At 75.2% G+C, this 4,067-nt stretch carries 3 protein-coding genes; all 3 read right to left on the minus strand.

All coding sequences use genetic code 11. From position 1 onward, the window contains the following. Positions 1-41: 41 nt before the first annotated feature. Positions 42-1,502 carry an NAD(P)H-hydrate dehydratase gene (locus AC30N0_RS03815; RefSeq protein ID WP_489516605.1) on the minus strand — a complete coding sequence of 487 codons (1,461 nt, stop codon included), beginning with the start codon at positions 1,500-1,502 and terminating at the stop codon, positions 42-44. Continuing rightward, complete coding sequence (locus AC30N0_RS03820) at positions 1,499-2,854, minus strand: FAD-dependent oxidoreductase (protein ID WP_489516606.1); 1,356 nt, start codon at positions 2,852-2,854, stop codon at positions 1,499-1,501. The genes AC30N0_RS03815 and AC30N0_RS03820 overlap by 4 nt, the downstream gene beginning before the upstream one ends. Position 2,855: 1 nt before the next feature. Further along, positions 2,856-4,067, minus strand: a 1,212-nt coding sequence (locus AC30N0_RS03825; protein WP_489516607.1) for an amidase, incomplete at its 5' end; no start/stop codon positions are given.

The following is a 4,067-nucleotide window of genomic DNA, read 5'->3' on the forward strand; positions in this document are numbered from 1 at the left end:
CGCAGCGGCCCCGGCCGTGGGGGCTCGGCCGCGGCGGCGGGTTAGACGCCGCACCGGGGGGCCACGTCGATCGGATCGGCGGCGGGGCCGGCGTCGTCCCGCGCGGCCGCCCAGCGGCCGCCGATCCAGCCGGCCAGCACATCGCCCGTGCCGGCGCTGGCGAGCGCGGCGTTTCCGGTCGCGGCGATGCGCGCGGCCTCGCCCGGCGCGGCGATGACGGTGCCGGAGCCCTTGAGGACGACGACGGCCGCGTACCTTTCGGCGATGGCACCGGCTGCGGCGAGGCGATCGGCCTGCACCTCGGCAGTCGTGCGGCCCAGCAGGCGCGCCGCCTCGAGCGGGTGCGGCGTGAGCACGGTGGCCAGGCCGCGGCCGCGGCGTGCCACGACCAGGCTCGCCAGCGCGCTGTCGCTGGCCAGCGCGGTGAGCGCATCGGCATCGAGCACCAGGCGGGGCACGGCCGAGAGCAGGCGCGGCAGGGCCGCCCGGACCGCGTCGCCGCCGCCGCAACCGCACACGACCGTGCCGCCGGCCAGCACGTCGACCGGCCCCTGCCACCAGCCGGTGCGAAACATGAGCTCGGGCCGCGACGGATCGAGGTGCGCGGTCGCAACGCCGGCGTCGAGGACGTCGACGAAGACGCGCCCGGCACCGGCCGCGTGCGCGGCTCGCCCTGCCAGCCACGCCGCCCCCGTCATGCCGGCGCTGCCGCCGACGACCGCGACGTCGCCGTAGCTGCCCTTGTGCCCGGAGTGGCGACGCGGGCGCTGCCGGCAGGCAGGATCGGCGGTGCCGCACAGCCAGGCCTGGGCGGCCTCGCCATCGGTATCGACGTCGAGACCCGCGAGCCAGATCCTGCCAGCGTGGTCGCGACCGGAGGCCGTGAAGAGACCCGGCTTGAGCGTGAGCATCGTGAGCGTGTCGTGCGCGTGCACGCATGCCGGGCCGATGGGCTGGCCGCGGTCGGGGTCGAGCCCGGAAGGGGTGTCGAGCGCGAGGACGCGCACGCCGCGCGCGGCGTGCGCATCGACGGCCTCGATCGCGGCGCGCATCGAGCCGGTGGCTGGGCGCGAGGCACCGATGCCGAGCAGGGCGTCGATGACCATCCCGGGCGGTGCGTCCTCGTCGCCCGCCGGGGATCCGGTGAACGGCTGCACGGCCACGCCGGCCCGGGCGGCGCGCGCGAGCGCCTCGGCGACCAGCGGCGCAGGCTCGGCGGCGGCAGCGACGAGCCGCACCGAGACGCGCTTGCCGAACTCGCACAGCCGCGTCGCCGCCTCGATGCCGTCGCCGCCGTTGTGGCCCGGTCCGGCGTACACCCGCACGTGTTTAGCATGGGGCGCGAGCGCAAGGGCCAACTGCGCCGCGGCCTCGCCGGCCCGCGCCATCAGGGCGAAGGACGGCAGGCCGGCAGCCGCGCCGACCTCGATCCGGCGCGTCGCCGCGACGTCGAAGAGGCGGCGTCGGCCGATGCCGGGGTGGATGCGCTCGACGCGGCTCATCGTCTCAGCCGTTCGATGCCCAGCCCGTCGATCTCGATCGGCGTCCGCCGCCCGGCGATGGCATCGGCGAGCAGGCGCGCCGAGCCGCACGACAGGGCCCAGCCGCTGCCGCCGTGCCCGAGGTTCAGCCACACGCCCTCGGCGCCGCTCGCACCCAGCACCGGTGGGCCGTCCGGGAGCATCGGCCGGGCGCCTTTCCAGCGCTGCGCGGCATCGCGGCGGGTGATGCCCGGGAACCAGTCGTCGAGCACCTTGTCGAGGGTCACGAAGGCGCGGTCCTTCCGCGCGCCGTTCGCAGCCCCGATCTCGGCACCGCCGGCGACGCGGACCCGGTTGCCCAGGCGGCTGATCGCGACCTTGTAGCGCTCGTCCATCAGCGCGGCGCGCGGCTCGAGGTGCAGGTGCTGGTCGTCGTGGCGCAGCGGCGCGGTCACGGAATAGCCGTGCACCGCGAGCAAGGGCAGCCGGATCCCGATGTCGCGGAGCAGGGCCCGCGACGCCACGGCGGCGCAGACGATGACGGCGTCGAACTCCTCCTCGCAGGCGCCACCCTCCGCGTTCGCCGTCGATGGAAAGCCCGCCGTCGAGGCCGGCCCGGCAGGCGCGGCCGAGACCGCCGCCTCGTTCGGGTCGGGCGGCGTCGGCGCGACCTGCAGACGCGGCCGGGCCCCCGGTGCAATCCGCGCGACCCGCATGTTGAAGCGGAAGCGGACGCCCGCGCGCTCGGCTTCGCGTCGCAACAGGTGGGCGAACTCGCGGCAATTGCCGACCTCGTCGTCCTTCGAATAGACGCCGGCATGGAGCGGCATGCCCGGGTTCAGCCCGGGTTCGATGCGGCGGCACGCGGCGGCATCGATCACCTCGGGCGCAGCGCCGAGCTCGGTGAGGGCGCGGATGCCCGGTTCGGCGAGGGCGAGGTCCCGCGCCGTCCGCAGCAGCACGAGGAAGCCCTGCGCCCGCTCGAAGTCGAGGTGCAGGCCCCGGGTCAGCTCGCGGAGCCGGTCGCGGCTGAAGTCGGCCAGCCGGTGCATGCGGGCCCGATTGGCGCGGTAGACGGTCGGCCTGCACGCCCGCCACCAGCGCCACAGCCAGAGCAACGTCGATGGGTCGAGTCGAGCGCCGACCCGCACCGGCGCGTGCGTCGACAGCAGGTGCGCGAGCACCTTGCCCGGCATGCCGGGAGCGGCCCAAGGCGCGACATAGCCCGGGGCCACGAGCCCGGCGTTGGCGAAGCTCGCTTCGGCGGCGACCGTGCTTCGCTGCTCGAAGACGGTGACTTCGTGGCCGTCGATCCCGAGCTCGTAGGCCGTCGTCACGCCGATCACGCCGGCACCGATGACGGCCACGCGCATGCTAGGTGCGGCTGCGCAGGACGGCTTCGATGGCGAGGCTGGCCGACAGCACGGTGTCGTCGCTCAGGGGCGTGCTCCAGACCATCATGCCGACCGGGAACTCGTCGGCGCCATGGCAGGGCAGGCTGAGGGCGCATCCGTCCAGCAGGTTGACCACGCTCGGGTTGCGCAGGAGCTGGGCATTGACAGCGAAGAAGCGCTCGTCGCTGGAGAGCAGGGGGCCGATCTCGGGCGCCACGATCGGCACCGTCGGCGAGAGCAGGGCGTCGATGCCGTGCAGCGCGGCCTCCATGCGTGCGATCCAGGCCCGTCGGGCCGCCACGAGATCGATGTAATCGGCGGCGCTCATCGTCTCGCCGCGGCGGATGCGCCGGGCCACGCGCGGGTCGTACTCGCCTTCCCGGTCGGCCAGCCAGCGTCGATGGAAGGCCCAGGCCTCGACCGGCGCGAAGCCGCCGCCGGCCGTGATCGCCGCGACCTCGCCGAGGAGGGGCAGGTCGATCGACTCAATCCTTGCGCCAGCCCGGCTCAAGGCGGCCAAGCTGCGGTCGAAGGCGCCGGCGACGACAGGATCGAGGCCATCGAGCATCAGTGTGCGCGGCACGGCCAGGCGCCACTCGCGGAGTTCCCGGCGCTCGATCGGGACTTTGCGCTCGGCCAGGATCTCATGCAGGAGGACCGCGTCGCGGACAGATCTCGTGATCGCCGAGACCGTGTCGAGCGTGCTTGACAGCGGCACCGAGCCTTCGGCCGGCACCCGCCGCGCCGTGTTCTTGAACCCGACCAGTCCCTGCAAGGCGGCGGGGATGCGGATGGACCCGCCGGTGTCCGAGCCGAGCGCCGCCCAGCCGGCGCCGACGGCCACCGACACGGCACCGCCGGAGGTCGAGCCGCCTGGAATGCGCGGCGCCGGGTCGAGCCGGGCCGTGCCGGCGTTCGCGGGCGTGCCGTGGTGCGGGTTGATGCCGACGCCGGAAAAGGCGAACTCGGACATGTTGGTCCGGCCGAGCAGGCCGGCGCCGGCTCGCCGCAGCCGCTGCACGGCGAGCGCGTCCTGCACGGCCGGCGCCGCCGAGGCCAAGACCCTGGATCCGGCCGCAGTGACCTCGCCGGCGACGTCGAAGAGATCCTTGATCGAGACCGCCAGCCCGGCCAGCGGCCCCGGGTCGGCGCGGCTCGCCACCAGCCGGTCGGCGAGCGCGGCGGCCTCGCG

Source organism: Rhizobacter sp., from assembly GCF_031412495.1.
Classification (GTDB): domain Bacteria; phylum Pseudomonadota; class Gammaproteobacteria; order Burkholderiales; family Burkholderiaceae_C; genus Schlegelella_A.